This is a genomic window from Pseudonocardia parietis, from assembly GCF_017876315.1.
Lineage (GTDB): Bacteria > Actinomycetota > Actinomycetes > Mycobacteriales > Pseudonocardiaceae > Pseudonocardia > Pseudonocardia parietis.
On record NZ_JAGINU010000001.1, the window covers coordinates 6,557,753 to 6,584,438 of the forward strand.

The following is a 26,686-nucleotide window of genomic DNA, read 5'->3' on the forward strand; positions in this document are numbered from 1 at the left end:
GCCGGTGTACGTGCTCTGCACCGCCGGGCACGTCGACCACGGCAAGTCGACGCTGGTCCGCGCGCTGACCGGGATGGAGCCCGACCGGTACGCCGAGGAGCGGCGCCGCGGGATGACGATCGACCTGGGGTTCGCCTGGACCACGCTGCCGGGGGCCGGGCCGGTGGCGTTCGTCGACGTCCCCGGGCACGAACGGTTCGTCACCACGATGCTCGCCGGAGCGGGCCCGGTCCCGGCCGCGATGTTCGTCGTCGCCGCCGACGAGGGCTGGATGCCGCAGTCGGGGGAGCACGCCGACGCCCTCGCCGCCGCCGGAATCACCCGCGGGCTGCTCGTCGTCAGCCGGACCGACCTGTTCGACCCCGAGCTCGCCCTGGACGACGCCCGGTCCGGGCTGGCCGCCCGCGGGCTGGGCGACTGGCCGGCGGTGGCCGTGTCCGCGCAGACCGGCACCGGTCTCGACACGCTGCGCGGCGCGCTCGCCGAGCTGGTCACCGGGCTGCCGCCGGCCGACCCGGACGGTGATGTGCGGCTGTGGGTGGACCGGGCGTTCACCGTCCGCGGTGCCGGCACGGTGGTCACCGGAACGCTGGGCAGCGGGACCGTGCGCACCGGTGACGAGCTGGAGCTGCACGGCGCGGCCGGGCGGGTCCCCGTCACCGTGCGGACGGTGCAGGAGCTCGGCGAACCGGTCGACGCAGCGGGGGCGGTGGCCCGGGTGGCGCTCAACCTGCGCGGGGTGCCGCGGGACCGGGTCGGGCGCGGTGACGTCCTGCTCGCTCCCGGTGCCTGGCCGGTCACGATCGAGGCCGACGTCCGGTTGCACGGCGTCGGCGGCCCCGCCCCGGAGATCGACTCCCCGGTGGGCCTGACGCTGCACGCCGGGTCGGCCGCCGTCCCGGTCCGGGTGCGACCGCTCGGCGACGACCTGGTCCGGCTCCGCGCGGAGCATCCGCTGCCCGTGCGGATCGGGGACCGCGCCGTGCTGCGCGACCCTGGCGCGCACCGGGTGGTGGCCGGGGTGACCGTCCTGGACCCGGCCCCGCCACAGCTGCGCCGCCGCGGCGCCGCCCGGCTGCGGGCCCGGGCGCTGGCCGGCGCGACCGGCGTTCCGGATGCCGCGGCCGAGCTGGCCCGGCGCCGCACCGCGCGCGCCGCGGACCTGGTCCGCTGGGGGGTCCCCGCCTCCGAGGTGGCCGCGTTGCGACGGCGCGTGCCCGGGGCCACGGGGTGGCTGGTGCACCCGGACGCCGCGGTCGCCGCCGTCACCGCGCTGGAGCGGGCCGTCGCGGCGCACGACGCCGCCGACCCCCTCGACCCGGGGCTGCCGCTCGCGGCCGCCCGGCGGGCCGCGGGCCTGCCCGACGCCACGCTGGTGGAGGCCGTGCTCGCCGATGGGGCACCGCCGGACACCGGCTCCGGGCTCGTCGTGCGGGACGGCCGGGTCCGCACCGCCGCCGACGCCGGGCCGCCCGAGCACGTCCTCGCCGCCGCCGCACGGCTGCGCGCGGACCTCGAGGCGGACCCGTTCGCCGCGCCCGACGCCGACCGGTTGGCGCAGCTCGGCCTCGGCTCCCGGGAGCTGGCGGCGCTGGAGCGGGCCGGTGAGCTGCTCCGGCTGACCCCGGAGGTGGTGCTGCTGCCGGACGCACCGGACCGGGCTCTGCAGGTGCTGCGCGGCCTCGACGGGGAGTTCACCCTGAGCGCCGCCCGGCAGGCGCTCGGAACCAGCCGTCGGGTGGCCGTCCCGCTGCTGGAGCTGCTGGGCCGAACCGGGTGGACCGCACGCACCCCCGACGGGACGCACCGGCTGCGCTGATCCGGCGAGCGGCGCGTGATCAAGCCCGTGATCACCGCGTCGCCGGGCCGGACATCGCTCCGAGTGGCGTGCCCCCGGTCCGGTGCCTACCGTCGGACCGATGAACGAGTCCCGCCCTCCCGGCCCCGGTGCCCCGGACGGCCGGCCCGGCGGAGCCACCCGCACACCGCCACCGGCGACGGCCGGATCCGCCGAGGCCGCCGACCTCGGTGAGGGGCTGCGGCTGGAGGCGTCCACCCCGTCCGAGGGCGTCGTCGTGGTCGCCGTCGGCGGCGAGCTGGACATGCTCACCGCACCGGAGCTGCGCGGCGACGTGATCGCGCGCATCGCCACGGCGTCGCTGATCGTGCTGGAGCTCGACGGCGTGCGGTTCCTCGGCACCAGCGGCCTCGCCGCGCTGATCGAGATCCGCGAGCAGGCGCACCGGACGGGGGTCGAGCTGCGGGTCGCCTGCACCGAGCCGCGGGTGCTCCGGCCGCTCGCCATCGCCGGGCTGCACCACCTGTTCGACGTCCACGACGACGTCGAGACCGCCCTGAACTCCTGACCCGAACGGAGTATGACGCAGCTCACACCTACGCGGAGGGCTCGCCCGGACCCGCCCGGCCCGCCACCGGCGCCTCGGTCGTGAACAGGGGCGATGGTCCCGGATCGCGCCGGCCGGGACCCGGCACGCGGCAACCGCTCGCGCATCGCGCAGGTGCCGCGCACTGATCCGCGCGGCCCGCAGGTTTGACCTCGGGGCCGCCCGGGAACCGGGAGAACAAGCAACCGGTCCGCCCGGGCCCCGATCGACGAGGTGAGCACGTGAGCGATGTTTCCCGGCTACCCGGCCCGATGGACGACATCTGGCAGTGGCAGCGTCTCGGCGCCTGCCGTGGCATGGACAGTGCCGTCTTCTTCCATCCGGACGGCGAGCGCAACCCGTCCCGCTCCCGCCGCACGGAGCAGGCCAAGCAGGTCTGCCGCGGCTGCCCGGTGATCCAGGAGTGCCGCCGGTTCGCGCTGGCGAGCCGCGAACCCTTCGGCGTCTGGGGCGGGCTGGGCGAGTCCGAGCGCCGCGCCATCCTCGAGCGCCGTGACGCCGGTAGGCACGCCGTCGCCGCGCAGGCCCCGGACCTCGTCGCCGCCGCGGGCTGAGCCCGCCCCTGCTGCGCGGCCGGCGGCACGGACCCGCTCCGGCCGCCCGCGCGGAGCCGCTCAGACCGCGGGAGCCTGCCCGCCCGCGGGGCAGCGCACCGCCGTCGCCGTCGCGTGACGCACCCGTACGCCCCCGTCGCCGCCCGGCGGGCCGTACGGCAGCACCGGCAGCCCGTACACCCGGGCCACCCGCCGCACCGCGCGCCGGACGACCTCGATCTCCTGGTCCACCACCGGACCGATCGACGCCGGGGCCACGCAGTAGGTGCCGTCGTCCGGGTCGAACCCGACCAGTTCGGACAGCGCGGCCACCAGGTCGGGCTCGTCGGCGTCCTGGACGGTCCAGCGCAGCCCGAGCCGGTGCAGTCGCACCGGGATCGCCGGCACCCGGGTCACCGGCATCGTCATCGGTGAGTCGTCCGGGTCCGACGCCTCGTCGGCCGGGTAGTCCTCCGCGTCCGCCGGCTCCACCAGCCGCAGCGGCCCGACCGGATCGGTCCGCACGACGAGCAGGTCGGTCTCCCCCGTCCCGCCGGACAGCTCGGCCAGGGCACCCCCGGCCCGCACGGACTCGGACTCGGTGAGCGCCACGGCCACCAGCCTGCGCGGCCGGGCCACGTCCTGCCCCACGACGATCACGCGCCTTCCGAGTCCCGCACCTGCCTGCTGCCGTCGCCGGAGACTAGACCGGCCCGGGGGCGGGCACCCGCGCCGAACCACCACCCGTCCGGACGAGTGGGGTCAGCCGCTCCGCGAGCGGACCTCGACCCGGTCGATCCGCCCGTCGGCACTGTGCGGGCGCCGCAGCGATCACCGATTCCGACGCCCGCCGGTCGCCGTGAGCGGTCCGGCGGTCGAACGGCGCCGGATCCCCGCCCGACGGTCGACACCGGGATGTGAACGACGGTCACGGCACCTCGACGAGACCGATCACCACAGCCAGGACGTCGCGGGAGCCGGTGCGGCGGCGACCGCTCGGCTGTCGGGACCGGCCGGTATCGTCGTCACCGCTCCTCCACGGACCGTCGTGGAGGGTCACCACGGCCCCGGCGCCGAGTGCCCCGACGGGGCCGGGCCGCCGCCCGTCGAGACCACGACATCCGCGCCGCGACCGTCGTCGCGCCCCCACCCGGAGGTGATCCCGCTGGCCGGATCCGCGCCTGCCCAGCCGTCCCGGGGCGACGACGCCCGGGTCCAGGACGCCCCCGTCGACCTCGGGGTGTCGTTCTCGCACCCGCACGCCGGTCTCACGGTGCTCACCGTCCGTGGCGAGGTGGACGCCCTGACCGCGCCGCGGCTCGCCGTCGCCCTCGACGAGCTGCTGGACGGGCACGGCGACCGCGCGGTCGCCGTCGACCTGGAGGGCGTCACGTTCCTCGCGTCCAGCGGGCTCGGGGTCCTCATCGATGCCGCCCGCCATGCCGCACGCGACGAGCGCAGGCTGTTCGTCGTCGCCACCGGGCGGGCCGTGCTCCGGCCGCTCGAGGTCACCGGTTCCGCGCAGCTGTTCACCGTCGTGCCCGACCGGTCCGGGATCCCCGGCCCGGGAGCCGCCCCGGCCTGCACATCGAGCGCAGGCGAGACATGATTTGCCCGTGATCGGCGTACTCGCGCCGTGACCGCCCCCGACCCGAAAGGACATGCCAGCGTGGCCAAGGAGGACCCAGCGAGCGCTCCCGCCGGCGACGGCGTACCCGGCGCGGCCAGCGTCGAGATCCGTACCGCGGCCCGGCCCGCACTGATCCCGACGGTCCGCGCGGTCGCCTCCGATCTCGCCGCCCGGGCCGACTTCGACCTCGACGCCATCTCCGACCTGCGGATGGCGGTCGACGAGGCCTGCGCGACGCTGGTCGGGCTGGCCGCGCCCGGCTCGTCGCTGCGGTGCACCTTCGACGTGCACGACGAGCGCATCGACGTCGCGGCGCAGGTGCACACCGGCAGTGACGCGACGCTGCCCACCGACAGCTTCGGCTGGCGGGTGCTGCAGACCCTCGCCGACCAGGTCGCCGTCGAGACGGATGCGGCGGACGGGGGACGCTCCGCTCTCACCATCCGGCTGCACAAGCTCGCCGGACCCGGGCTGTGACGGCGGACTCCGAGTACGCCCACCTCACCCCGCTGCTCGAGGAGTACGCCGCGCTCGACCCGGACGACACCCGGCGGGAGGAGCTGCGCGACGAGCTGGTCACCGGCTACCTGCCGGTCGCCCAGCACATCGCGCGCCGGTTCAACCACCGCGGCGAGCCGCTCGACGACCTGGTCCAGGTCGCGACGGTCGGGCTGATCAACGCGATCGACCGGTTCGACCCCGAGAAGGGTGGCGAGTTCTTCTCCTTCGCCGTCCCCACGATCTCGGGTGAGGTCCGGCGGCACTTCCGCGACCAGAGCTGGTCGATGCGGGTTCCCCGGCGACTCAAGGACATGCACGTGTCGATCAACGGCGCGGTGTCCGAGCTGTCCCAGCCCCTCGGCCGGGCGCCGAAACCGTCCGAGATCGCCGAGTACCTCGACGTGCCGGTCAGCGAGGTCCTGGAAGGCCTGGAGGCCGCCGAGGCCTACCGGAGCTCGTCGCTGGACGAGATGCTCTCCTCCGAGGACGGCAGCGCCACCGTCGGCGAGCTCGTCGGCGACGCCGATGCCGAGCTGGACCGGGTCGACTACCGCGAGTCCCTGCGACCGCTGCTCGCCGATCTGGCGCCGCGCGAACGCACCATCGTCATGCTGCGCTTCTTCGGCAACCGGACGCAGACCCAGATCGCCTCCGAGGTCGGGATCTCGCAGATGCACGTGTCGCGCCTGCTGGCGCAGACCCTGAGCCGGCTCCGCAACCGGCTCGATCCGGACGACCGCACGTTGTGAGGACCACCTCCCCCGGTACCGCGTCCACCGGCCGGGGAGGATCATCCTCTGGAACAGTGCCGTTTCTCTCGAGGGGTGCGATGAGCGAGCCGGAGCACGTGCTGGTGGTCGGGGCCGGGTTGGGTGGCCTGCGGACGGTCGAGGGTCTGCGGCGGGCAGGCTACGAGGGCCGGATCGGCCTCGTCGGCACCGAGGAACCGCCCGCCTACGACCGGCCACCGCTGTCCAAGCAGTACCTGGCCGGCGAGTGGGACCGGGACCGGATCGACCTGGCCGCAGGCGACCACCTCGAGACCCTCGGTGTCCGGACCCACTTCGGGCGGTCCGCCGTCTCCCTGCGGGCCGGTGCGGACGGGAACGAGGTCGAGCTGGACGACGGCAGCACCCTGCACGCCGACGCGGTCGTGCTCGCCGTCGGTGTCGCCGCCCGCAGGCTCGCCGAGCAGCCCGAGTCGGTGCACCTGCTGCGCACCGTGGACGACGCGACCGGGCTGCGCAAGGCGCTCGCGAACGCGTCGTCGCTGCTCGTGGTGGGTGCCGGGTTCATCGGGGCGGAGGTCGCGAGCACCGCGGTGAAGGGCGGGCTGGCGGTGACCGTGCTGGAGGCCGACGGCGTGCCGATGGCGCGGGTGCTGGGCCCCGAGGTCGGCGCGCTGGCCGGGCGGCTGATCTCCGCCGGCGGCGCGGACCTGCGGTGCGGGGTGTCGGTGTCCTCGTTGACCGCATCCGGCGCGACGCTGTCCGACGGCACATCGGTCGAGGCCGACGTGACCGTCGTCGGCGTCGGCGCGTGCCTCGAGCTGGACTGGCTGGCGTCCACCGGGCTCGACCTGTCCGGCGGGATCGTGTGCGACGAGCACGGCCGCGTCGAGGGGCTGGACGGCGTGTGGGCCGTCGGCGACGCCGCCGCCTGGACCGACCCGCGCTACGGCGACCGGATCCGGCACGAGCACTGGACGTCGGCGACCGACCAGGCGGCCGCCGTCGCCGCGGACATCGCCGGTGCGGACCCGCCGCCGGAGAGCGTGCCCTACTTCTGGTCCGACCAGTTCGGGATGAAGATCCAGCTCATCGGGCGGCCGGATCTGGCCGACGGCCTCCTGGCACTGCACGGCGAGGGGTTCGCCGACGGCGCGGACACCGGTGGCGAGATCAAGGGCACGACGATCGGGTACCTGCGCGGGGACGAGCTCGTCGCCGTCGTCGGCTTCGGTGCGGCGCGACGGGTCGCCCGCTACCGCAAGCCGCTGGCGGAGCGTGCCACCCGCGACGCGGTCCTGGAGTTCCGCGACTCGCTCACCTGAGCTGTTCCGGACACGCCGACGCCCGGCCGGGGTTGCTGCCCGGCCGGGCGTCCGCATGTGCTCCGGGGCCGGGTCCTAGCGGAAGATCGAGCGGACCACGACCAGCCCGATCAGCGCGCCGACCGCGATCAGCGTGTACTTGATCTTCGGGTCGGCGAGCTTCTCGGCGACCTGCTCCTTGCCCCCCTCGATCAGGTTCTTCGGGTGCGCCCGGTCCGCCAGGGCGTCCAGGCTCTCGGCCAGCGCATCCCGGGTCTTCTCGATCTCACGCTGGATGTTCTCGGGGTCGCGGGCCACCATGTCTCCTCGGCTCGGCCGGTGCGCGCTCCGCGCGCCGGGGCTCTCCTGCTGCTCGCGCCCGCCGGCGACGTGCGGGCGGCGTGGCACACACCGTAGCCACCGGGCCCGTGCCCCGCGCGTCCCGGCCCGCGGCGCGCCGTGCCACGGACGGGTCCGCGCGCTCCCCCCGGCCCCGCCCGTCCACAGCCGACGCCCGATTCGCGGAGTTGTCCACAGGCCGCGATCTCGGCGCGGCAGCGCCGCGAGCGGGTGGCAGGCTGATCGTCATGAGCACCCGGTTGCAGGCGGGCGACACCGCCCCCGACTTCACCCTCGACGACGCCGACGGCACGCCCGTCTCGCTGGCCGCCCACAAGGGCCGCAAGGTGATCGTCTACTTCTACCCCGCGGCGAGCACGCCCGGTTGCACCAAGGAGGCATGCGACTTCCGGGACCACCTGGCCGAGCTGAACGAGGCGGGCATCGACGTCCTCGGCATCTCCCCGAACAAGCCGGAGAAGCTCGCGAAGTTCCGCGACGCCGAGGGCCTGACCTTCCCGCTGCTCTCCGACCCGGAGCGGACGGTCCTCACCGAGTGGGGCGCCTTCGGCGAGAAGATGATGTACGGCAAGACGGTCACCGGTGTCATCCGCTCGACGTTCCTGGTCGCCGAGGACGGGACCATCGCCGACGCGAAGTACAACGTGAAGGCCACCGGGCACGTCGCGAAGCTGCGCAGGGACTGGAAGATCTGACATGCGCGCCGGCCGGCCGGCGGGCGGCGCGTGATGCCGCGCCCCCGTCGGTGGACCGACGAGCAGCTCGTCGAGGCGGTGGCGGCGTCGAGCCGGTTGAGCGAGGTCTGCCACCGTCTCGGGATCAAGCCGGGCCGCTACGACTGGCTGCGGGGACACATCCTGCGGCTGGGGATCGACGCGAGCCACCTACCCGGCTCGGTCGAGGGCCGGCGCCGCAACCACTGGACCGACGAGCAGCTCGCCGAAGCGGTCCGGGCGTCGGAGTCGGTTTCCGCGGTCCTGCGCCGGCTCGGCTACACCCCGAGCGGTGGGATGCACCGGATGATCGTCGGGCACATCCGCCGCCTCGGCCTCGACAGCGGGCACTTCCTGGGGCAGGGCTGGTCCCGCGGTCGCCAGGTCCGAACCCGCACCCTGCGGCCCCTCGCCGAGATCCTGGTCAGGGACTCCCCCTACACCAACACCGACCACCTGCGTCGCCGGCTCATCGCCGCCGGACTCAAAGAGGCTCGCTGCGAGGTCTGCGGGATCTCGGAGTGGCATGGCCGACCGGTCCCTCTGCACCTGGATCACGTCAACGGGGACCACACCGACAACCGGCTGGAGAACCTCCGTATCCTGTGTCCGAACTGCCATGCTCAGACCGAGACATGGTGCGTCCGAAAGGCGTAGTCGGCGTAGCCCAATCGGCAGAGGCCCGGTCTTTAGGTGGCCGAAAGTGCGGGTTCGAATCCCGCCGCCGGCACCACAGCGGGTGCCCCGGACAACCCCGGGCCCGCGGCTCAGGCCGCGGGCTCGTCGGGCAGCGGCTTCCGCGCCGCCAGCACCACCCCGCCCAGCCCCAGCACCGCGCACGTCGCCGAGACGACCAGCAGCGACGGGGACACGTGCCCGGTGACCGCGTCGCCCAGCGCGACGATCGCGATCGTGCTCGGCGCGGATCCGATGACCGTCCCGACCAGGTACGCCCGGAAGCGCACCTGGGACAGCCCGGACAGGTAGTTCATCGCCGCGAACGGCACCATCGGGATCAGCCGCAGCGAGGTGACGGCGAGCGTCCCGTGGTGGTCGAGGCGCCGACGTACCCACACCGCGCGCGGGTGCTCGGCGTAGCGGGCGATCAGGCGGCCCCCGGTGAGCCGCACGAGTGCGAAGGCGACCACCGCCGCGAGCGCGGTGGCGACCAAGGTGATCGCGGTCCCGGCGACGGCGCCGAACAGCACCCCGGCCGACACCGTGAACACGGTCCGGGGCAACGGCGGGACGTTGAGCAGGACCTGGAGCAGCACGAACGCCACCGGCCCCCACGCGCCGGTTGACTCCACCACCTCCCGCAGCTCACCGAACTGCGGGACGACGGAGAAGCCGTAGGCCCGTGCCCCCAGCACCACGAGGCTCGCCACGAGCACGAGCCCGAGACACACCAGGAGCAGACGCCACCACCGCACGCGGATCACGGTACTCACGCCGCCGCCGCGACCGTCGTCACGCCCGGTGCCGCGGCCCGGAGCGGGCTCCGGGTGAGAGGCTTCGGCCATGAGTGCCGCGACGAACGGGATCGACCCCTCCGAGCTGGACGCCGACGGTCTGGCGGTACGCCGGGAGGTCCTCGGCGCCGACTACGTGGCCGCGGCGCTGGAGAAGACCGACGACACCACCGCCGAGTTCCAGCAGCTGATCACCCGCTACGCCTGGAACGAGATCTGGACCCGGCCGGGCCTGGAGCGCCGGATGCGCTCGGCGGTCACCCTCACCGCCCTGGTCGCGCACGGGCACTGGGCCGAGCTGGAGATGCACCTGCGCGCCGCCCGCCGCAACGGCCTGACGAACGACGAGATCAAGGAGATCCTGCTGCAGACCGCGATCTACTGCGGGGTGCCGGCCGCGAACTCGGCGTTCAAGATCGCGCAGCGGGTGCTGGCGGAGCCGGCCCCCGAGTAGACCTCCTCAGGCGTCGGCGAGCAGCGCCTGCAGGTGCGGGACCAGGGCCCGCAGGGCCAGGCCGCGGTGTGACGCGGCGTCCTTCTCCGCGGCGGACAGCTCCGCCGACGAGCGGGACTCCCCCTCCGGCGCGAAGATCGGGTCGTAGCCGAACCCGTTCTCCCCGCGCGGCGCGCGCAGCAGGGTCCCCCGCCACGTGCCGTGCACCACGGTGCGGCCGGGGGTCTCGCCGCCGGCGTCCGGGGTGCCGGGTGCGTCCGCACCCGACGGTGTCACCAGGGCGGCCGCACACACGAAGGCGGCGCCGCGCCGGGGGTCCGGGACGTCGGCGGTCTGTCCGAGCAGCAGCTCCAGGTTCGCCTCGTCGTCGCCGTGGCGCCCGGCCCAGCGGGCGGAGAAGATCCCGGGCATCCCGTTGAGCGCGTCGACGGTGATCCCGGAGTCGTCGGCGATCGCCGGCAGGCCGGTCGCGGCGGCCGCGTCCCGGGCCTTGGCGAGCGCGTTCTCGGCGAACGTCGCGCCCGTCTCCGGGGCTTCCGGGAACTCCGGCACGTCGGCCAGCCCGACGATCTCGACACCGGCGAGCCCGGCCGCGTCGACGATGCGGCGCAGCTCGACGAGCTTCTTCGCGTTGCGGGTGGCGAGCAGGACACGACGCGAGGTCATCCGGACCCTTCCGCGTCGGCCTTCTCCGCCTCCAGCTTCGGGTGCGGGGCGGCCAGGGCCTCGATCTGCATCCGGGCGAGCTCGGTGATCCCGGCGAGCGCGGAGTCGAGCATCGCGTCGAGGGTCTTGCGGGCGAAGGTGGCGCCCTCGCCGGTGCCCTGGACCTCGATCAGCGTGCCGGTCTCGGTCGCGACGACGTTGGTGTCGACCTCGGCGCGGGAGTCCTCGGTGTAGGGCAGGTCGAGGCGCACCCGGCCGTCGACGACCCCGACCGACACCGCGGCGACCTGGCAGGAGATCGGCTTCGGGTCGGTCAGCTTGCCGTGCTCACCGAGCCAGGTGACGGCGTCGCACAGGGCCACGTAGGCGCCGGTGACCGCCGCGGTCCGGGTGCCGCCGTCGGCCTGCAGCACGTCGCAGTCGATCGCGATGGTGTTCTCGCCGAGCGCGCGCAGGTCGATGCAGGCGCGCAGCGACCGGCCGATCAGCCGGGAGATCTCGTGGGTGCGGCCGCCGATCCGGCCCTTGACCGACTCCCGGGAGGCCCGGGTGTCGGTGGAGGACGGCAGCATCGCGTACTCGGCGGTGACCCAGCCCAGGCCGGAACCCTTCCGCCAGCGCGGGACCCCCTCGGTGACGCTGGCCGCGCACAGCACCTTCGTGTCACCGAACTCCACCAGCACCGATCCCGCCGGGTGCTTCTGGAAGCCCCGGGTGATCGTCACCGGCCGGAGCTCGTCGTCGGTCCGTCCGTCCGCTCTGCCTTCAGGTCGTGTCACCGGGACATCGTAGGAAGTCACACCGCGAACGCGGCGCCCGGGAAGGCCAGTGCGACGGGGCCGTCGAACGCGTCCCCTGCCTCCGAGGCGAGATCGGCGCCGTCGTACCAGGCGGGGACGTGTGTGACCACGAGCCGCCGGGCGCCCGCGGCGGCGGCGTGCTCGCCCGCCTCCCGGCCGGACAGGTGCACCCCGGCCGGGTTGGTGTCGTCGTGCGGCCAGCTGGCCTCGCAGAGGAACAGGTCGGCGTCGCGGGCGGCCTCGACGAGACCGTCGCAGGCGGCGGTGTCACCGGAGTAGGTCAGCACGGACCCGCCGTGCTCCACGCGCAGCGCGAACGCCGGGCACGGGTGACGGACCGGGTACGCGGTCACCGTCACCGCGTCCGGCCCGGTGCCGACGGTGAAGGGTGCCCCGGCGGCGAGATCAGCGAAGGTGAAGACGTCGGTGAGGTCGGTCGCCGCGACCTCCTGTTCCGACGGCGCGTAGGCGCGGGCGAACCGGGCGTGCGCACCTGCGGGGGCGTGCACGGGCAGCGGTGCCGCGGTGGGGTCGTACGGGGGCCGCGGGTGGTAGCGGCGGTACACGACCAGGGACGCGAAGTCCGAGCAGTGGTCGGGGTGCAGGTGGCTGAAGGCGACGGCGTCGAGCGACCACGGGTCGGTGTGGCGTTGCAGCGCGCCGAGGGTGCCGTTACCGAGGTCGAGGACCAGCCGGGTGGCGCCGGCCTCGATCAGGTAGCCGGACGCCGGGGACTCCGGTCCGGGGCCGCTGCCGGAGCATCCGAGCACGATCAGCCGCATGCGCGACCCTAACGCGGCCGGCCGGTGCGGCGCAGCCAGAAGATCCCGACGAACGGCAGCACCAGCGGGATGAAGCCGTAACCCAGCCCGAACCAGGACCAGACGGTGTTCTGCGGGAAGTCGCCGGGCACCAGCGTGGTGAACGCCCCGACGGCGAGGACCCCGACCAGCTCGAACGTCACCGCGAACCAGGCGAGCCGCCGGAAGCCGGGGCCGGTGCCGGCCAGCCCGGCGGTCGCGAGGATGTAGACGAACGCGGCGACGGCGGACAGCGAGTAGGCCAGCGGGGCCTCGTCGAACCGCTCCGCGATCTGGACGCCGGCACGCGCGCTCGCCGACAGCGCGAAGATCCCGTAGACGGCGATGAGGATCCGCCCGGGGCCGGTCGCGGTGGCACGCACCTCGTGCCGCGGCTCAGGCACCGGGGACCCACAGCCCCTGCAGGCGGAGCACCGCGACGAGGGTGCCGAGGACACCGACGGCGATCACCGCGCCACCCCACCGGCTCGGCTCGGCGGTGGCGAACTGGAGCGCGATCGGCGGCACGCAGATCGCGACGGCGAGGTAGATGAGGAAGGTGGTCTGCTCGGGCAGGCTCACCCCACCGGCGAAGACCTGGTACGCGGCGATCGCGGCCTGCACCACGATCAGCGCCGTGCAGATCCCGACCGCGGCCCGGTGCACCTGCCCGGGCGGGCGGTTCATGGCCGTCGTGACCAGGCCGAACAGCGCGGTGGCCGACAGCGCCACCGTGATCACCAGGACCAGCGTACCGATCACGGCCCGGACGTTACCCCTGCGTCGTGGGACACCGCGGCCCCGGCCCGTCCGACGACCGTCCCGATCTCCGGGCCGAGGAAGCGGCGCCCGAGCCGCCGGAACGGCTCCGGGTCCCCGGTGGCGAGGAAGCGGTGTGGCGCGGGGGGCGCGGTGTCGTCGCGGAGCAGGTCGTGCGCGTGCAGGGTGCGCACCAGCGTGCGGGCGGTCTCGTCGGCCGAGGACACCAGCGTGACGTCCGGGCCGAGCACGATCTCCAGCACGCCGGACAGCAGCGGGTAGTGCGTGCAGCCGAGCACGACGGTGTCCACCCCGGCCCGTTGCAGCGGCTCGAGGTAGCTCTGGGCCACGCCGAGGACCTGGCGGCCGCTGGTCGTGCCCCGTTCGACGAAGTCGACGAACCGTGGGCAGGCGACCGAGGTGATCTCGGTGTCGCGGGCGGCGGCGAACGCGTCGGCGTAGGCCCCGGACGCGATGGTCGCCTTGGTGCCGATGACGCCGATCCGGCCGTTGCGGGTGGCGGAGACGGCGCGGCGCACGGCGGGGCGGACGACCTCGACGACCGGTACCGGGTAGCGCTCGCGGAAGTCGGCCAGGCAGGCCGCGGATGCGGTGTTGCAGGCGATGACCAGAGCCTTGACCCCGGACTCGACGAGCTCGTCGCCGATCTCGAGGGCGAGCCGGCGGACGTCGGCGATGGTGCGCGGCCCGTACGGGCTGTGCGCGGTGTCGCCGAGGTAGACGATCTGCTCGGCGGGCAGCAGGTCGATCACCGAGCGGGCGACGGTGAGCCCGCCGACGCCGGAGTCGAAGATCCCGATCGGGGCGTCGAGGCCGGGTTCGTCCGTCACGCCCTCAGGGTAGGTGTGGCGCGCCGGTCGGCCTTCGCCACCCAGGACGCGGCGACCAGGCCGCCGATCGCGCCGAACAGGTGTGCCTGCCAGGAGACCCTCGGATCCGACGGCAGCACGCCCCACAGCAGCGAGCCGTAGAACAGGAACAGCACCAGGGCGAGGACGATCTGCCGGCCGTTGCGGGCGTAGAAGCCGCGTGCCAGCAGGAACAGGAACCAGCCGAACACGATCCCGGAGGCCCCGATCACCGGGGCCGGCGAGATCAGCCAGACACCGATCCCGCTGATCACCCAGATCGTCGCGGTGGCCGCGAACCACTGGCCGAGCCCACCCGACATCGCGAGGAACCCGAACAGCAGGAACGGGACGGTGTTGGCCACGAGGTGCGCCCAGTCGCCGTGCACCAGCGGTGCGGTGAGGATGCCGGTCAGGCCGGAGGTGTCGCGCGGGTAGATGGCCCCCGCGCCCTCCACCAGACTGCCGGAGGCGTGGTCGATCGCCTCGAACAGGTAGAGCGCGGCGGTGAACACGATCATGATGGCCGCGGCCCGTTTCGGCGCGGGTGGCAGCACTCGCGCGGGAGCCCGGCCGGACGGGGGTGCGGTCATGTCGTCGACGGTACCGGCGCTACGCGCCCCGTGACCGGGAACGCGGGTGCCCGGCTCCCGCCCGCACGAGCCGTCAGGCCCAGAGGTGCCCGTCGATGCCCTGGGCGGCGGTTCCCAGGTCGCCGGAGTAGGCGCCGGTCGACAGGTACTTCCAGCCGCCGTCGGCGATGATCACGACGACGTCGGCGCGCTCACCGGCGTCGAGTGCCTTGTTCGCGACGCCGAGCGCGGCGTGCAGGATCGCCCCGGACGAGATGCCGGCGAAGATCCCCTCCTGCTCGACGAGCTGGCGGGTGCGGCGCAGCGCGTCGTAGGACCCGACGGAGAACCGGCCGGTGAGCACGGACTCGTCGTACAGCTCGGGCACGAAGCCCTCGGAGAGGTTGCGCAGGCCGTAGACCAGCTCGCCGTAGCGGGGTTCGGCGGCCACGATCTGGATGCCGGGCTTCTGCTCGCGCAGGTAGCGCCCGGCTCCGACCAGCGTGCCGGTGGTGCCGAGCCCGGCGACGAAGTGCGTGACCGACGGCAGGTCGCGCAGGATCTCCGGGCCGGTGCCGCGGTAGTGCGCGTCGGTGTTGGCCGTGTTGCCGTACTGGTAGAGCATCACCCAGTCGGTGTGCTCGGCGGCCAGCTGCTTGGCGACGGCGACGGCCTGGTTGGACCCGCCCGCCGCGGGCGAGGAGATGATCTGCGCGCCGTACATCGCGAGCAGCTGGCGGCGCTCCTCGGAGGTGTTCTCCGGCATCACGCAGACCAGCTGGTAGCCCTTGAGCCGGGAGGCCATCGCCAGCGAGATGCCGGTGTTGCCCGAGGTGGGCTCCAGGATCGTGCAGCCGGGGGTGAGCAGCCCCTGCTTCTCCGCGTCCTCGATCATCGCCAGCGCGGGCCGGTCCTTGATCGAGCCGGTGGGGTTGCGGTCCTCCAGCTTCGCCCACAGCCGCACGTCCGCCGACGGCGACAACGACGGGAGCCCGACCAGCGGGGTGTCGCCGACGGCGTGCAGCAGCGAGTCGTAACGCACAGGTTCTCCTCACGAACGGTGCCGGGCGACGACGCCGCCCGGCACCCGGAACGAGATGCTCAGCTCCCGCCGGCGACGGCGGGAAGGATGGTCAGGTTCGAGCTCTCCTTGACCGGGGCCTCGAGCCCGCCGGCGAAGCGGACGTCCTCGTCGTCGACGTAGATGTTGACGAAGCGGTGCAGCTTGCCGTCGGTGAGCAGACGGTCCTTGATGCCGCTGTGCCGCGACTCCAGGTCGTCGATGACGGCGGAGACGGTGTCGCCCTTCGCCTCGACGGTCTTCTCACCGCCGGTGTGCGTGCGAAGGATGGTGGGGATGGAGACGGAGACAGCCATCTCGGTGATCACTCCTGGGGTCGTTGCCGGGGTCGTGCTCTTGACGCGGCAACGCGGCCGGAGCCCGGCGACATTCCCGCGTGACCGTCGCGCGGGTGCGCCGACGGTGGTTCAGGCCCGGTCGGGCACGTCGTCGGGGCCGGTGTGGGAGAACATGTAGGACTCCACCACCTGCAGATCGTCCTCGACGACCTCGCCGTCGGCCAGGCGGTAGGAACGCACCTCCGGCTCGCCGTCGGCGGCGGCCAGCCCGACGATCAGCCAGTGCTGGTCGGGGGTCCACTCCATCTGCGCGACGTCCTTCACCGAGGGGTAGGCCTCGGGCAGTCCGCTGTCGGTCAGGGGCCTGCGCGGCACGCGGGTGTGCGAGTGGACCACGAGCATCCGGCGCTCACCGCGGGCGTCGAGGTCGCGTTCGAGCGCGATGTCCTCGGCCGGAGCGAACGCGAAGTCGCTGGCGAGCTCGTCGGCGTTGGTCATCGGGACGTACCGGTGCGCCGCGTCGCCGCTCTCCGGCCCGACGAGCTGGCCGCAGGCCTCGAGCGGGTAGTCCCGCCGGGCGTGCGCGACGATCTCGTCGACGAGGTCCGCTCGGATGGCCAGCACGCCGATCACGATACGCCGGTGACCGGGTGGCGCCGCACCTCCCTCGACGAGGCTCACACTCCCCGGATGCCGCTAGAGGGCCTTCATCCGGACCCGGGTCAGCGAGTCCTGCACGTAGGTCAGCCAGTGGTAGACGCCCAGGTGCTGGGCCCGCGGGTCGTCGTCGGGCAGCTGCTCGGGCATCTCCTCGCTGACGTCGAGGGCGGTGCCCAGCGCCAGCCGGACGTCGTTCAGCCCCGCCAGCCAGGCGTCGGCCTGCGCGGCGGTGAGCTCCAGACGGCCGCCCGCCTCGGGCAGGGTGTCCAGCACCGTGGCGGCCGCGGTGTCCTTGGCCTCGATCAGCTCCGGCTCGTGCAGCGACCGGAGCCCGGCGGCGAGATCGGAGTCCTCGCTGGTGAAGTCGGGCAGCAGCCGGGCCAGCACGCGGTCGGTGGGCCGGCTGGTCGGGCCGGTGCGGATCCCGGTCAGCTCGGCGAGCTCGTCGGCCGGCGCGAGCTCGGAGCGCCCGGCGAGCATCTGCCGGATCTCGGTGAACAGCCCCCGCAGGACGGCGGCCTCCTCGCCGGAGAAACCCGAGGTGTAGCGGGCCCGTTCACCGCGGCCGCTGCGCTTCCAACCGTTCATGATGTCCCCGACCTCAGCAACGCTGCATGGTGGCCCAGAGGCCTGCCGTGTGCAGCTGCGCCACGTGCCCCTCCACCGTGTCCTTGTCCCCGGAGGAGACCGCGGCCTTGCCCTTGTGGTGCACGTCGAGCATCAGCGCGGTGGCCTTCGGTTCCGGGTAGTGGAAGACCTTCTGCAGCACGTACGTGACGTACGACATGAGGTTGACCGGGTCGTTCCACACGATCGCCTGCCACGGCGAGTCGGGATCGGTGGCCTCGTGCGCGTCGGGGTCGACGGCCGGCGAGACCTGCTCGGTGGGCGACGGGGACGGCGCGGGCATGCGCTCCATGGTGGCACAGCGGGCATAGGCTCCGACCATGACCGGTTCCCCGTCGCCGACCGCCCCGAATCCCGGTCCGGCGCTGCTGACCGACCGCTACGAGCTCACGATGGTGGCTGCCGCGCTCGCCGACGGCACCGCGGACCGGCAGTGCGTGTTCGAGCTGTTCGCCCGCCGCCTCCCGGACGGCCGCCGCTACGGCGTCGTCGCGGGCACCGGCCGGCTGCTGGACGCGCTGACCCGGTTCCGCTTCGGCCCGGACGAGCTGGAGCTCCTGTCCCGGGTGGTGGACGAGGACACCTGCGCCTGGCTGCGCGACTACCGCTTCACCGGTGACATCGACGGCTACCCCGAGGGCGAGCTCTACTTCCCCGGCTCCCCCGTGCTGACCGTGACCGGCACGTTCGCCGACGCGGTGATCCTGGAGACACTCGCGTTGTCGATCTACAACCACGACTGCGCGATCGCGTCGGCGGCGGCCCGGATGGTCACCGCCGCGGCCGGGCGTCCGCTGATCGAGATGGGCTCGCGGCGCACGCACGAGGAGGCGGCCGTGGCCGCGGCGCGCTCGGCCTACCTGGCCGGGTTCGCGACGACGTCCAACCTGGCTGCCGGGCGGCGCTTCGGGATCCCCACGGCCGGCACCGCCGCGCACGCCTGGGTGCTGCTGCACGACGACGAACCGGCGGCGTTCCGCAGCCAGGTCGCCGCGCTCGGCACGGACACCACGCTGCTCGTCGACACCTACGACATCCGCAAGGGCATCGCGAACGCCGTCGAGGCAGCCGGGACCGGCCTGGGCGCGGTCCGAATCGACTCCGGTGACCTCGGTGAGCTGACCCGCCAGGCCCGCGAGCAGCTCGACTCCCTGGGCGCGACGACCACCCGGATCGTGCTGTCCGGGGACCTCGACGAGTACGCGATCGCGTCGCTGCGGGCCGAACCGGTCGACAGCTACGGCGTCGGGACGTCGCTGGTCACCGGCTCCGGAGCACCGACGGCGGGGATGGTCTACAAGCTCGTCGAGGTGGACGGGCGCCCGGTGAGCAAGCGGTCCAGCGCCAAGGAGTCGCGCGGCGGGCGGAAGTCCGCGCTGCGCCGGCACAAGCCGACCGGGACGGCCGTGGAGGAGGTCGTCTTCGGCCACGGGTCCGAACCGGCGCTCGGCCCGGACGACCGGGTGCTGCCGGTACCGCTGGTCCGCGGCGGGGAGTTGACCGCCGAGGCGACCGGGGCGACCCTCGACGACGCGCGCGAGCGGCTCCGGACGGCGCTGGTCGCCGTACCGTGGGAGGGCCTGAAGCTGTCCCGCGGCGAGCCCGCGATCCCGACGACCTTCCCGCAGGGGTGATCATGACCCGTGAGACCCGCGCGCTGATCGTCGTCGACGTGCAGAACGACTTCTGCGAGGGCGGCGCCCTCGGGGTGACCGGTGGCGCGGCCGTGGCCGCGCGCATCGGGGCGCTCGCGCGCAGCGGGGACTACGACCACGTCGTCGCCACCCGGGACGTGCACGTCGACCCGGGGCCGCACTTCTCCGACACCCCGGACTTCGTCGACTCGTGGCCGCCGCACTGCCGCGCGGGTACCTCCGGGGCGTCGTTCCACCCGGCCCTGGACGTGGCGCCGATCGAGTGCGTCTTCGACAAGGGCGCCTACAGCAGCGCCTATTCGGGGTTCGAGGGTGCCAGCGAGAACGAGTCGGGTGTGCCCCTGGCCGACTGGCTGGACGAGCGCGGGGTGACCGAGGTGCACGTCGCCGGGCTCGCGACCGACCACTGCGTCCGGGCGACCGCGCTGGACGCGGCCCGGCTCGGCCTGCGCACGACGGTGCTGCTCGGCCACTGTGCGGGCGTGGCCCCGGAGACGACGGAGCGGGCGCTCGCGCGGCTGCGCGAGGCCGGCGTCACCGTCGCCGGGTAGCAGCCGCGCCGCGCCGCGTCCGTCGCGCCGGCCACGGCCCGGCGCGTCGTGGAGCCGGTCCGGCCCCACGACGCGGGGAGTGCTCAGCCCTGGAAGCCCGAGCTCAGCCCTGGAGAGCTCAGCCCTTGAAGCGGAACGGGGCGAGTGCCTCGGCGAGGCGGACCGGGTCGCCGTTCTCGCCCGGGGCGTGGTGGAAGCCCTCGGCCTCGGCGAAGCCGATCAGGCGGCGCTCGTCGAACAGGCCGCAGACGTAGCGGACCGTGTCCTCACCGATCTCCTCGACGCCCACCCGGAGCTGGTAGATGCCGGGGTAGTGCACCTGGTCGAGGTACTGCACCGACAGCGACGACGGGGACAGCCCGTCCAGCGGGCCGCCCGCCGGGTAGCCCAGGACGTCGGAGTGCAGCTCGGCCAGGCCGTCCAGGTACCAGGAGGCCAGCGCCACGTTGTTGACGTGCCGGTTCGTGTCCAGGTCGGTGAAGCGGGTCCGGACGTCCCAGCGGAACGGGTAGTTCTCGCGGACCGCGCGGGCGTCGCCACGCTCCGGCCGGACCGGGGCGGGGGCCTCGATGCGCAGCGTGCCCAGCGCGTCGCGGACCTCGTCGGTCAGCGGGGCCGGCCGCTCGCCGTCGGTGTGCACCGAGGTCGACTCGCCCGCGGCGACGCACTCGTCGCCGGCGAAGACGGCGTACCGGTAGGAGAACGACGTCGTGCCGATGCGGCTCACACCGACACCGATCCGGTAGGAGCCCGCGACCCGCAGCGGGGCGAGCACGTCCACCCGGATCGCGGCGAGGAGCAGCCGGACCCGGGACTGCAGGCGTGCGACCAGGTCGGCACCGAAGGTGTCACGCTCGACGGCGACCCGGGCGTCCTCGAACCAGCGCACCAGTGCGTCGCGGCCGATCCGGCGGCTCGGGTCGAGGTCGGCGTAGCGCGCCTCGTGCTCGATCAGCACCGGGAACTCGCCCGGCTGCGGGACCGTGGCGTTCTCGGTCGGGATAGTGGCAGTCACCCCTCCATCGTGACGTTGTGTCTCCGCTCACCGGGCACCGGCCGCCTCTTATCACATGGCGTGAGCACTGCGGTTACGCAGTGTGCGCACGGGAGCGCGGTCCCCCGTCCGCCCGTGGCTGTCGGGGGCGCTCGGTAACCTCGGTCCGTGCCCGCTCCCCTGCAGACCCGTGACCTGCCCGGTGTGCACGAGCTGCTGGACGTGGCCGTGTCCTCGGTCGGCGGGTCGCGCCGCGAGGGGCAGGACCGGATGGCCGACGCGGTACGCCGGTCGCTGTCGTCCGGGGAGCACCTGGCCGTACAGGCCGGCACCGGTACCGGCAAGTCGCTGGCCTACCTGGTGCCCGCCATCCGGCACGCGATCGCCCGGGACAGCACCGTCGTGGTGTCGACGGCGACGATCGCGCTGCAGCGTCAGCTCGTCGACCGCGACCTGCCCCGGGTCGCGAAGAGCCTGAAGAAGATCCTCGGCCGGGAGCCGACGTTCGCGATCCTCAAGGGGCGCCGCAACTACCTGTGCCTGAACAAGCTGCACGGCGACATGGACGATGCCGCCGACGATCCCAATGAGCAGCTGTTCGACGCGTTCGCGATCTCCGCGCTGGGCCGCAACGTGAAGCGGCTGCACGAGTGGGCCTCCGACACCGGGACCGGGGACCGCGACGAGCTCGTCCCCGGCGTCCCGGACGCCGCGTGGCGGCAGGTGTCGGTGACCGCCCGGGAGTGCCTGGGCGCGAGCCGGTGCCCGGTCGGCGAGGACTGCTTCGCGGAGAAGGCCCGCGCCGAGGCGGGCCGGGCGGACATCGTCGTCACCAACCACGCACTGCTCGCGATCGACGCGATGGGCGAGGCGCAGGTGCTGCCCGAGCACGACGCCGTGATCGTCGACGAGGCGCACGAACTGGTCGACCGGGTCACCGGCGCCGCGACCGCGGAGCTGACGGCGGGCGTCGTCGCGACGGCCGCCCGGCGCTGCGGGAAGCTCGTCGACCAGGAGCTGGCCGACCGGCTCGCCGAGGCCGGCGAGGGCCTCGGCGCGGTGCTGGACGACCTGCCCCCGGCCCGCTGGGAGTCGCTGCCCACGGCCGCCTCGGGCGCGCTGAACGCGATCCTGTCCGCCGCCGCGGGGTGCCGGCAGTCGATGGGCGCCAACCGGCGCTCCGACGAGGGCGACCCGGACGGTGCGGCCGCCCGCAAGCTCGCCCTCGCCGTGCTGGACGAGGTCTCCGAGACCTGCATCCGGCTGGTCGACACGTTCGCCGAGACCGATCCCGCGAAACGGCGCGACGTCGTCTGGCTCGGCGAGCAGGGGCCCGACGGCTCCCGCTACAAGGTGCTGCGGGTCGCGCCGCTGTCGGTCGGCGGGCTGCTGCGCGAGCGCCTGTTCAACACCCGTACCACCGTGCTGACCTCGGCGACCCTGGCGCTGGGTGGCTCGTTCGACGCGCTGGCCCGCCAGTGGGGACTGCCGGCGTCGCAGCCGAAGGAGTCCGGCGACACCCCGCCCGCCACCCCCGAGGGGCACGGCCCGGTCCAGGACCCCGAGGCGCCGCGCTGGCAGGGACTCGACGTCGGTTCGCCGTTCGCCCACGGCAGGTCCGGGATCCTCTACCTCGCCCGGCGGCTCCCCTCCCCCGGCCGCGACGGCCTCGCCCCGCAGACGCTCGACGAGATCGAGGCGCTGGTCCGCGCCGCGGGCGGCCGCACCCTGGGGTTGTTCTCCTCCACCCGGGCCGCGAAGCAGGCCACCGAGGCACTGCGTCCCAAGCTCGACACACCGCTGCTCTGCCAGGGCGACGACTCGACGATGCTGCTGGTCAAGCGGTTCGCCGAGGATCCCGAGACCTCACTGTTCGGGACGCTGTCGCTGTGGCAGGGCGTCGACGTCCCCGGCCCGTCGCTGTCGCTGGTGATCATCGACCGGATCCCGTTCCCGCGGCCCGACGACCCGCTCGTCGCGGCCCGGCAGAAGGCCACCGACGCCCGCGGCGGCAACGGGTTCCTGTCGGTCTCGGCGACGCACGCCGCGCTGCTGCTCGCCCAGGGTGCCGGGCGGTTGTTGCGCTCCACCGACGACCGGGGCGTCGTCGCGATCCTCGACCCGCGGATCGCGACCGCGCGCTACGGCGGGTTCCTGCGCGCGTCGCTGCCGCCGTTCTGGGAGACGACCGACGGGGAGAAGGTGCACGGCGCCCTGCGCCGCCTGCGCGACGCATGACCTCCGGCGCCCGGGCGGGTCAGCCCGTACCGGGCGACGGGGTCCTGACGACGTCGTAGACGAGCAGGCCGTCCTCGCGCAGCCGGACACCGTCGGTCGGTGGGTGGGGGACGAGCCGCCCGTCGTGCATGAGGTGCTCGACCGGCACTTCCCGGACGCACGCGGCGAAGTCCGCGATCAGCCGGCGGTGGCAGCGCCACCACACGGCCTCCGAGCACAGCACCGCGGTGCGCTCGGCCCGTGCACCGGCGAGCAGCTCGTCGACCGCCGTTCGGAAGCCGGACGTGCGCATGTGGGCGGCGTAGCCGCCGAACGACCGGTTCCGCAGCGCGGTGTCCGGCGAGTCCGGCGGGTCCCGGCGCCACCCACCGAGGCGCTGCTCCCACCGGTAGCCCACACCGTGCTCGGGCAGCCACCGGGTCATCGCGTCGCGGACCATGTCCGGGTTGTGCCGGCTGCCCGGCGCGGTACGCACGTCCACCACCCGGTGCACGTCCGCGCTCCGCAGCAGCTCGGCCAGCGGGCCGGCGGCGAGGGTGCCGTGCCCGAGCGTCACCAGAGGGATCACCCCACCCGGCTACCCGATCCGGGCCTCGCGGACTCCCCGCCGGTTCGCAGTCTCCCCGCCGGTTCACCGTCTCCCCGCCGGTTCACCGTCCCCGGCCGGGGATGTCCTCTCCGGGGAGGCCCGGCCTGCGCCGGCCCAGCCGCAGCGCCTCCTCCCGGGTCGGGGGCGGCAGCGGCGTGCGCGGCGCCCCTCCGGCGGGGACCCGGGGCGCGGCCGGGGCCGGGTGCCCCGGGCCGCCGACCGGCACCCGCCCGCGCAGCGCGTCGCGGTGCCGCCCGGGCGGCGGCGGGACGGAGGGGTCGCCCGGGACCGTCCGTTGCAGCCCTGCCCCCGTCAGCGCCCGGACCGACAACTGCGCGTAGCCCGCGACATCGGGCTTCTCGCGGCCCAGCACCGAACCGAGGTAGCCCAGCAGGAAGCCTGCCGGCACCGAGACCAGTCCCGGGTTGCTCAGCGGGAACCACGCGAAGTCCAGGCCGGGCAGCATCGACGACGGCGTACCCGACACCGCGGGCGAGAAGATGATCAGCGTGAGGGTGACCGTGAGCCCCCCGTAGATGCTCCACACCGCGCCGGTGGTGGTGAACCGCTTCCAGAACAGCGAGTACAGCAGGGTCGGCAGGTTCGCCGACGCGGCCATGGCGAAGGTCAGGGCGGCCAGGAACGCGATGTTCTGGCCGTTGGCCAGGATCCCGCCCCCGATACCGACCAGCCCGATGACCACGGTGGTGCGGCGCGCGACCCGGACCTCCTCCTCCGCGGTGGCCCGGCCGTTGCGCCACAGCCGGGCGTAGACGTCGTGCGCGAACGCGGCGGCCGCGGTGATCATGAGTCCGGCGACGACGGCGAGGATCGTCGCGAACGCCACGGCCGAGACCAGCGCGAGCAGCACCGGCCCGCCGATCGCCTGTGCCAGCAACGGCGCCGCCGAGTTCACCCCGCCGGGTGCGGCCAGGATGGCCGCCGGGCCCACCAGGGCGGTGGCGCCGTAGCCGAGGACGAGCACCAGCAGGAAGAACGCACCGATCAGCCAGATCGCCCAGACCACCGACTTCCGGGCCTGGCGCGCGTCGGGCACGGTGTAGAAGCGCATCAGGATGTGCGGGAGCCCCGCCACCCCCAGGATGCCCCCCAGCCCCAGTGACACCAGGTCGAGGTTGGCGGTGAGGCTGCCGCCGTAGAGCAGGCCGGGCGCCAGCACCGCCTCGCCACCGGGATGGTTGTCGACCGCCGCCGAGAGCAGCGTGGACAGGCTCAGCCCGGAGGTCCCGAGCACGAACGCCGCCATCACGAGCCCGGTCACGAGCAGCAGGCACGCCTTCACGATCTGGATCCAGGTCGTGCCGGACATGCCGCCCACCAGCACGTAGCCGATCACGACCGCGCCGACGGCGGCGATCACGGCGGACTGGCCCGCCGCGTCGGTGATGTTCAGCAGCAGCGCGATCAGGCCACCGGCGCCGGCGAGCTGCCCGAGCAGGTAGAGCGTGGAGATCACCACCGCCGAGGTCGCCGCCGCGGCGCGGACCGGCCGCTGCCGCAGCCGGTGCCCCAGGACGTCGGCCATCGTGTAGCGCCCGGTGTTGCGCAGCAGCTCGGCGACGAAGAACAACGCCACCAGCCAGGCCACGAACGCGATGACGGCGTAGATGTACCCGTCCGGGCCGGCGACCGCCACCGCGCCGACGATGCCCAGGAAGGTGGCAGCGGACAGGAAGTCGCCGGACAGCGCGAGTCCGTTCTCCGGCCCGGTGAACCCGCTGCCCGCGGTGTAGTAGTCCGAGGTCGCCGTCCCGGTTCGCCGCCGGACCCGCATCACGATGACGAAGGCGAGCAGGATGAACGCGACGAACACCGCCATGTTGAGCAGCGGGTCACCCGCCGCGGGGGCCGCGATAGCGGGCACCGTGGCGCTCACGCCCGGCCCCCCTCGAGCCGCCCGCGGATCTGGTCGGCGAGTGGATCGAGCCTGCGGTTCGCGTACCGGACGTACGCCGCGGTGAGCACGAAGGTCGAGACGAACTGCCCCACCGCCAGCACCAGTACCAGCGTCATCTCACCGATCACCTTGGCGCCCAGCAGCTCCGGGGCCCAGGCGTTGAGGGCGATGAAGAGGAAGAACCAGCCGAGGAACCCGACCGTCGCCGGCACGATGAACCGCAGCAGCCGGGCCTTGAGCTCGACGAACTCCGGGCTGTCCGCAGCGGTGACCCAGACGTCCCGCCCGGCGTCCGACCGCCCCGGTGGAGCCGCGCCGAACATCGGATGAGGGGGCCGTTCGTGCTGCCAGTTCATACTCTCCGTAACGCGGCGGGTCTGTTCCGGTTACGGACATCACAGAAGAGACAGCTCCGGAGATCGCCACATCCCGGCACCGTGGCAAGATAGGTTGTGCACAACCTAATTCGACGATCACGAGGAGCGGACATGACGGACCCGATCTACAGCACCGAGGCGGTCTCCTCCGGCGGCGGCCGCGACGGCCACGTCCGGACCGACGACGGCACCGTCGACCAGGACCTGAAGATGCCGCCCGCCCTGGGCGGCCCGGGCGGTGCCACCAACCCGGAGCAGCTGTTCGCGGCGGCGTACGCGAGCTGCTTCCACGGCGCGCTGCGCATGGTCGCCCGCAAGAAGAAGACGACGGTGCCCGACGAGGCCACGGTCACCGCGCAGGTCGCCTTGACGCCGGACGACACCAGCTTCACGGTCTCGGCGGTGCTCACCGCCCACCTGCCGGGCCTGGACCGGGCCGAGGCCCAGCAGCTCGTCGAGGCCGCGCACCAGGTGTGCCCCTACTCGAAGGCGACCCGCGGGAACGTCGAGGTCCGCCTGGAGACCACGGTCTGACCCGTGCCGCAGGCGGCCGGCTCCCGTGCGACCGGTGCCGGCCGCCTCAGCGGGAGGGTGCACGGCACCCTGCGTCGCCCGCGCGGCTCCCGAGGGTGAGGATGATGTGGGGGAACCCGCCCGAACGCCGTCAGGACAGTGGGATGACCCCGGCGGGAGTGCTGAGGAACGTGCCGAGGCACCGGGTCCCGCTCACCCCGCAGGCGTCGAGCAGGGCCCGGCCCCAGGCCCGGTCGGCCGGCTGCGGCCGGTCCGGTCCCCGGCGTTCCCAGGTCAGCACCACCGACCCCGGTCCCTGCTCGGTGGCCAGGTCGCCGTGCAGGGAACCGAGCACCTCCGCCAGCCGATCGACGATCCCCGGATCGGGCGCTGCCGGCATCTCGGCGATCGGCATGAGCACCGGAGCCTGTACACCGTCGCCGTCCAGGAACATGATCCACAGCTGTCGGTCGGTGACAGCCGTGCCGACCAGCATGGACACGCGCTCGTGCACGTCGGCGTCGGTGTGCAGGGCGGGCAGCTCGCTGCTGTGGGGTGTGGTCATCGGGTCAGGATGGTCGCGCGCCCGCTCGACGGGGCCGTGTTGGAGACACCGGCCGCGCGCCTGTTCGCGATCGT

General features: G+C 74.0%; 34 protein-coding genes and 1 tRNA gene. 15 read left to right on the forward strand and 20 right to left on the reverse strand.

Features of this window, described 5'->3' with window-relative positions; translation table 11 throughout:
• Positions 1–4: 4 nt before the first annotated feature.
• The 3 genes from selB to JOF36_RS30885 all read left to right on the forward strand — a co-directional run bounded on the left by selB (position 5) and on the right by JOF36_RS30885 (position 2,959).
• Positions 5–1,819: a selenocysteine-specific translation elongation factor gene (gene selB, locus JOF36_RS30875; RefSeq protein ID WP_210033888.1), complete on the forward strand. Its 1,815-nt coding sequence runs from the start codon at positions 5–7 to the stop codon at positions 1,817–1,819.
• Between the two features lie 100 nt (positions 1,820–1,919).
• Positions 1,920–2,366, forward strand: a complete 447-nt coding sequence (locus tag JOF36_RS30880) for an anti-sigma factor antagonist (protein WP_210033889.1) — start codon at positions 1,920–1,922, stop codon at positions 2,364–2,366.
• Positions 2,367–2,626: 260 nt separating this feature from the next.
• A complete protein-coding gene (locus JOF36_RS30885; RefSeq protein WP_210033894.1) occupies positions 2,627–2,959 on the forward strand; it encodes a WhiB family transcriptional regulator in 333 nt (110 codons plus the stop codon).
• Between the two features lie 60 nt (positions 2,960–3,019).
• Here JOF36_RS30885 and JOF36_RS30890 read toward each other — a convergent pair whose 3' ends face one another.
• Positions 3,020–3,598 (reverse strand): hypothetical protein, encoded by a 579-nt coding sequence (locus JOF36_RS30890; RefSeq protein WP_210033896.1) that lies wholly within the window; start codon positions 3,596–3,598, stop codon positions 3,020–3,022.
• 388 nt (positions 3,599–3,986) lie between these two features.
• Here JOF36_RS30890 and JOF36_RS39545 point away from each other — a divergent pair, with 388 nt between their 5' ends.
• From JOF36_RS39545 to JOF36_RS30910, 4 genes are all read left to right on the forward strand, one after another.
• Entirely contained in the window at positions 3,987–4,547 is a 561-nt protein-coding gene (locus JOF36_RS39545) for an STAS domain-containing protein (protein WP_210033898.1), read from the forward strand.
• A gap of 60 nt (positions 4,548–4,607) precedes the next feature.
• Complete coding sequence (locus tag JOF36_RS30900; protein WP_210033899.1) at positions 4,608–5,045, forward strand: ATP-binding protein; 438 nt, start codon at positions 4,608–4,610, stop codon at positions 5,043–5,045.
• On the forward strand, positions 5,042–5,818 hold the full coding sequence (locus JOF36_RS30905; RefSeq protein ID WP_210033901.1) for a SigB/SigF/SigG family RNA polymerase sigma factor: 777 nt from the start codon (positions 5,042–5,044) through the stop codon (positions 5,816–5,818). Before JOF36_RS30900 ends, JOF36_RS30905 begins: the two co-directional genes overlap by 4 nt.
• 80 nt (positions 5,819–5,898) lie before the next feature.
• Positions 5,899–7,122: an NAD(P)/FAD-dependent oxidoreductase gene (locus tag JOF36_RS30910; protein ID WP_210033903.1), complete on the forward strand. Its 1,224-nt coding sequence runs from the start codon at positions 5,899–5,901 to the stop codon at positions 7,120–7,122.
• Positions 7,123–7,197: 75 nt separating this feature from the next.
• On the opposite strand, the gene JOF36_RS30915 is transcribed toward JOF36_RS30910, so the two are convergent.
• The gene (locus JOF36_RS30915; protein WP_210033905.1) at positions 7,198–7,419 is read right to left on the reverse strand and encodes a DUF3618 domain-containing protein; all 222 of its coding nucleotides are present in this window, start codon (positions 7,417–7,419) and stop codon (positions 7,198–7,200) included.
• Between the two features lie 269 nt (positions 7,420–7,688).
• Between JOF36_RS30915 and bcp the strand changes: the two genes are divergently transcribed.
• From bcp to JOF36_RS30930, 3 genes are all read left to right on the forward strand, one after another.
• Positions 7,689–8,156 carry a thioredoxin-dependent thiol peroxidase gene (bcp, locus tag JOF36_RS30920; protein WP_210033907.1) on the forward strand — a complete coding sequence of 156 codons (468 nt, stop codon included), beginning with the start codon at positions 7,689–7,691 and terminating at the stop codon, positions 8,154–8,156.
• A gap of 33 nt (positions 8,157–8,189) precedes the next feature.
• The gene (locus JOF36_RS30925) at positions 8,190–8,831 is read left to right on the forward strand and encodes an HNH endonuclease (protein ID WP_210033909.1); all 642 of its coding nucleotides are present in this window, start codon (positions 8,190–8,192) and stop codon (positions 8,829–8,831) included.
• Positions 8,831–8,907: transfer RNA gene (locus JOF36_RS30930), tRNA-Leu, on the forward strand. The genes JOF36_RS30925 and JOF36_RS30930 overlap by 1 nt, the downstream gene beginning before the upstream one ends.
• A 34-nt stretch (positions 8,908–8,941) precedes the next feature.
• On the opposite strand, the gene JOF36_RS30935 is transcribed toward JOF36_RS30930, so the two are convergent.
• Positions 8,942–9,607, reverse strand: coding sequence for a TVP38/TMEM64 family protein (locus JOF36_RS30935; protein WP_210033911.1), 666 nt, complete (start codon positions 9,605–9,607; stop codon positions 8,942–8,944).
• An 88-nt stretch (positions 9,608–9,695) separates the two neighbouring features.
• On the opposite strand from JOF36_RS30935, the gene JOF36_RS30940 reads away from it, so the two are divergent.
• Positions 9,696–10,100, forward strand: coding sequence for a carboxymuconolactone decarboxylase family protein (locus JOF36_RS30940; protein ID WP_210033914.1), 405 nt, complete (start codon positions 9,696–9,698; stop codon positions 10,098–10,100).
• A gap of 6 nt (positions 10,101–10,106) precedes the next feature.
• Here JOF36_RS30940 and JOF36_RS30945 read toward each other — a convergent pair whose 3' ends face one another.
• The 12 genes from JOF36_RS30945 to clpS form a co-directional block, all read right to left on the reverse strand.
• Complete coding sequence (locus JOF36_RS30945) at positions 10,107–10,766, reverse strand: non-canonical purine NTP pyrophosphatase (protein ID WP_210033920.1); 660 nt, start codon at positions 10,764–10,766, stop codon at positions 10,107–10,109.
• On the reverse strand, positions 10,763–11,545 hold the full coding sequence (gene rph, locus JOF36_RS30950) for a ribonuclease PH (protein WP_210033922.1): 783 nt from the start codon (positions 11,543–11,545) through the stop codon (positions 10,763–10,765). The genes JOF36_RS30945 and rph overlap by 4 nt, the downstream gene beginning before the upstream one ends.
• 17 nt (positions 11,546–11,562) lie before the next feature.
• Complete coding sequence (locus JOF36_RS30955) at positions 11,563–12,348, reverse strand: MBL fold metallo-hydrolase (RefSeq protein WP_210033923.1); 786 nt, start codon at positions 12,346–12,348, stop codon at positions 11,563–11,565.
• Between the two features lie 8 nt (positions 12,349–12,356).
• A complete protein-coding gene (locus JOF36_RS30960; protein ID WP_210033926.1) occupies positions 12,357–12,770 on the reverse strand; it encodes a hypothetical protein in 414 nt (137 codons plus the stop codon).
• Entirely contained in the window at positions 12,763–13,128 is a 366-nt protein-coding gene (locus JOF36_RS30965; RefSeq protein ID WP_210033938.1) for a hypothetical protein, read from the reverse strand. Before JOF36_RS30965 ends, JOF36_RS30960 begins: the two co-directional genes overlap by 8 nt.
• Positions 13,125–13,976 (reverse strand): glutamate racemase, encoded by an 852-nt coding sequence (murI, locus tag JOF36_RS30970; protein ID WP_210033940.1) that lies wholly within the window; start codon positions 13,974–13,976, stop codon positions 13,125–13,127. The genes JOF36_RS30965 and murI overlap by 4 nt, the downstream gene beginning before the upstream one ends.
• A complete protein-coding gene (locus JOF36_RS30975; protein WP_210033942.1) occupies positions 13,973–14,587 on the reverse strand; it encodes a rhomboid family intramembrane serine protease in 615 nt (204 codons plus the stop codon). The genes murI and JOF36_RS30975 overlap by 4 nt, the downstream gene beginning before the upstream one ends.
• Before the next feature lie 73 nt (positions 14,588–14,660).
• Positions 14,661–15,608, reverse strand: a complete 948-nt coding sequence (locus JOF36_RS30980) for a PLP-dependent cysteine synthase family protein (protein ID WP_210033944.1) — start codon at positions 15,606–15,608, stop codon at positions 14,661–14,663.
• 59 nt (positions 15,609–15,667) lie between these two features.
• Positions 15,668–15,943, reverse strand: coding sequence for a MoaD/ThiS family protein (locus JOF36_RS30985; protein WP_210033946.1), 276 nt, complete (start codon positions 15,941–15,943; stop codon positions 15,668–15,670).
• A 111-nt stretch (positions 15,944–16,054) separates the two neighbouring features.
• Positions 16,055–16,558: a M67 family metallopeptidase gene (locus JOF36_RS30990; RefSeq protein ID WP_210033948.1), complete on the reverse strand. Its 504-nt coding sequence runs from the start codon at positions 16,556–16,558 to the stop codon at positions 16,055–16,057.
• Between the two features lie 63 nt (positions 16,559–16,621).
• Positions 16,622–17,173 carry a DUF2017 domain-containing protein gene (locus JOF36_RS30995; RefSeq protein WP_210033950.1) on the reverse strand — a complete coding sequence of 184 codons (552 nt, stop codon included), beginning with the start codon at positions 17,171–17,173 and terminating at the stop codon, positions 16,622–16,624.
• Between the two features lie 13 nt (positions 17,174–17,186).
• On the reverse strand, positions 17,187–17,495 hold the full coding sequence (gene clpS, locus JOF36_RS31000; protein ID WP_210033952.1) for an ATP-dependent Clp protease adapter ClpS: 309 nt from the start codon (positions 17,493–17,495) through the stop codon (positions 17,187–17,189).
• Positions 17,496–17,532: 37 nt separating this feature from the next.
• Here clpS and JOF36_RS31005 point away from each other — a divergent pair, with 37 nt between their 5' ends.
• Together JOF36_RS31005 and JOF36_RS31010 are read left to right on the forward strand one after the other, a co-directional pair.
• Positions 17,533–18,846 (forward strand): nicotinate phosphoribosyltransferase, encoded by a 1,314-nt coding sequence (locus JOF36_RS31005; RefSeq protein WP_210033954.1) that lies wholly within the window; start codon positions 17,533–17,535, stop codon positions 18,844–18,846.
• A 2-nt stretch (positions 18,847–18,848) separates the two neighbouring features.
• Entirely contained in the window at positions 18,849–19,418 is a 570-nt protein-coding gene (locus JOF36_RS31010) for a nicotinamidase (protein WP_210033956.1), read from the forward strand.
• A gap of 118 nt (positions 19,419–19,536) precedes the next feature.
• Here JOF36_RS31010 and JOF36_RS31015 read toward each other — a convergent pair whose 3' ends face one another.
• Positions 19,537–20,433, reverse strand: coding sequence for a thioesterase family protein (locus JOF36_RS31015; RefSeq protein ID WP_210033958.1), 897 nt, complete (start codon positions 20,431–20,433; stop codon positions 19,537–19,539).
• Between the two features lie 147 nt (positions 20,434–20,580).
• On the opposite strand from JOF36_RS31015, the gene JOF36_RS31020 reads away from it, so the two are divergent.
• Positions 20,581–22,650, forward strand: a complete 2,070-nt coding sequence (locus JOF36_RS31020; RefSeq protein WP_372447427.1) for an ATP-dependent DNA helicase — start codon at positions 20,581–20,583, stop codon at positions 22,648–22,650.
• 19 nt (positions 22,651–22,669) lie between these two features.
• On the opposite strand, the gene JOF36_RS31025 is transcribed toward JOF36_RS31020, so the two are convergent.
• From JOF36_RS31025 to JOF36_RS31035, 3 genes are all read right to left on the reverse strand, one after another.
• Positions 22,670–23,218 carry a DUF488 domain-containing protein gene (locus JOF36_RS31025; protein ID WP_210033960.1) on the reverse strand — a complete coding sequence of 183 codons (549 nt, stop codon included), beginning with the start codon at positions 23,216–23,218 and terminating at the stop codon, positions 22,670–22,672.
• A gap of 82 nt (positions 23,219–23,300) precedes the next feature.
• Positions 23,301–25,124 (reverse strand): monocarboxylic acid transporter, encoded by a 1,824-nt coding sequence (locus JOF36_RS31030; RefSeq protein WP_372447469.1) that lies wholly within the window; start codon positions 25,122–25,124, stop codon positions 23,301–23,303.
• Positions 25,125–25,132: 8 nt separating this feature from the next.
• A complete protein-coding gene (locus JOF36_RS31035; RefSeq protein WP_245351042.1) occupies positions 25,133–25,513 on the reverse strand; it encodes a DUF485 domain-containing protein in 381 nt (126 codons plus the stop codon).
• A 132-nt stretch (positions 25,514–25,645) separates the two neighbouring features.
• Between JOF36_RS31035 and JOF36_RS31040 the strand changes: the two genes are divergently transcribed.
• Positions 25,646–26,068 carry an organic hydroperoxide resistance protein gene (locus JOF36_RS31040; protein WP_210033962.1) on the forward strand — a complete coding sequence of 141 codons (423 nt, stop codon included), beginning with the start codon at positions 25,646–25,648 and terminating at the stop codon, positions 26,066–26,068.
• A gap of 130 nt (positions 26,069–26,198) precedes the next feature.
• Here the strand turns inward: JOF36_RS31040 and JOF36_RS31045 are convergent, their stop codons facing one another.
• Positions 26,199–26,612, reverse strand: a complete 414-nt coding sequence (locus JOF36_RS31045; protein ID WP_210033964.1) for a hypothetical protein — start codon at positions 26,610–26,612, stop codon at positions 26,199–26,201.
• Positions 26,613–26,686 lie beyond the last annotated feature (74 nt).